Source organism: Mesorhizobium album (assembly GCF_033977205.1).
Classification (GTDB): domain Bacteria; phylum Pseudomonadota; class Alphaproteobacteria; order Rhizobiales; family Rhizobiaceae; genus Mesorhizobium; species Mesorhizobium album.
Genome location: NZ_JAVIIW010000121.1, coordinates 1 through 1,583 on the forward strand (window position 1 = coordinate 1; position 1,583 = coordinate 1,583).

Here is a 1,583-nt window from a genome sequence, read left to right on the forward strand (position 1 = left end):
GATCGTGTCCCCGCCGCCATCGAGGCGATGGCACAAGAAGCGCGCGAAGGCCGCATGGACCGGCGCGAATTCCTGGCTCTCGCCAGCGCCTTCGGTGCATCGACCGCGCTTGCCTATGGCATGATCGGTCTTGCCGTTCCGACCAAGGCGCTCGCCGACGAGCCGAAGAAGGGTGGAACACTGCATGTCGCGATGTCGGTCAAGGCGCAGAAGGATCCGCGCACCTATGACTGGACGGAGATGGCAAACATCACCCGCAGTTGGCTGGAGCCGCTGGTCCGCTACACGCACCAGTTCACTTTCGAGCCGGTCCTGCTCGAAAGCTGGGACGTGAATGACGAAGCCACCGAATACACTCTGCATCTGCGCAAGGGCGTCACCTGGAACAACGGCGATGCCTTCAACGCCGATGACGTGGTCTTCAACCTGAACCGCTGGTGCGAGAAGGGTGCCTCCGGCAATTCCATGGCGGCGCGCGTCGGCGCGCTGGTCGACGCAAAAACCGGCAAGGCGAAGGACGGCGCGATCACCAAGGTCGACGACCACACGGTCAAGCTGAAGCTTGCCCAACCCGATATCGCGATCATACCGGGCTTGACCGATTATCCGGCGTTGGTCGTGCATCGCGACTTCGACAAGGATGGCGCCGACCCGATCAGGAAGCCGATCGGCACCGGAGCCTTCGAACTGGTATCCTATGCGGTCGGCCAGAAAGCGGTGGTCAAGCGTCGCGAGAACGGCAAATGGTGGGGTGGCGAAGCGCCGCTCGACAGCGTCGAGTTCATCGACTACGGCACCGACTTCAACGCCACGCTCAATGCCTTCGATTCCGGCGAGATCGACCTCGATTTCGAAACGCCGGCCGACTTCATCGATGCCCTCGACAAGATGGATCTGGTGAAATCGGAAGTCGCGACGGCGACCACGCTGGTTGCCCGCACCAACATCACCCACAAGCCCTACGACGACAAGCGGGTGCGCAACGCGCTGCAGATGGCGGTCGACAACAACGCCGTGATGCAGCTCGGCTACAACGGCCGCGGCACGGTCGGCGAGAACCACCATGTCAGCCCGATCCATCCGGAATATTATCCGTTGCCGAAGAAGACACGGGATGCGGCCGGCGCCAAGAAGCTGATGGCCGACGCCGGACAGGCCGATTTCGAGCACGAGCTGATCACTGTCGAGGACGAGTGGCAGAAGAACACCGGCGATGCGATCGCCGGCCAGTTGCGCGATGCAGGCATCAAGGTGAAGCGCACCGTGCTGCCCGGGTCGACCTTCTGGAACGACTGGACGAAATATCCTTATTCCTTGACCATCTGGTATATGCGCCCGCTCGGCGTCCAGGTGCTGGCGCTGGGCTATCGCAGCGGCGAGGCCTGGAACGAGACGGCCTACTCCAACCCGGAGTTCGACGCCAAGCTCCAGCAGGCGCTGTCGCTCGTCGACGTCGCCAAGCGCAAGGAGGTGATGAAGGATGTCGAGCAGATCCTGCAGGATTCCGGCGTCATCATCCAGCCGTTCTGGCAAAAGCTCTACTGCCACATGAACAAGAAGGTGAAGAACTACGCAATGCACCA

At 61.8% G+C, this 1,583-nt stretch carries 1 protein-coding gene; it reads left to right on the forward strand.

All coding sequences use genetic code 11. The annotated features are described in order from the left end of the window. A partial coding sequence (locus RFN28_RS34470) for an ABC transporter substrate-binding protein (RefSeq protein WP_320291578.1) occupies nucleotides 1–1,583 on the forward strand: 1,583 nt, incomplete at both ends.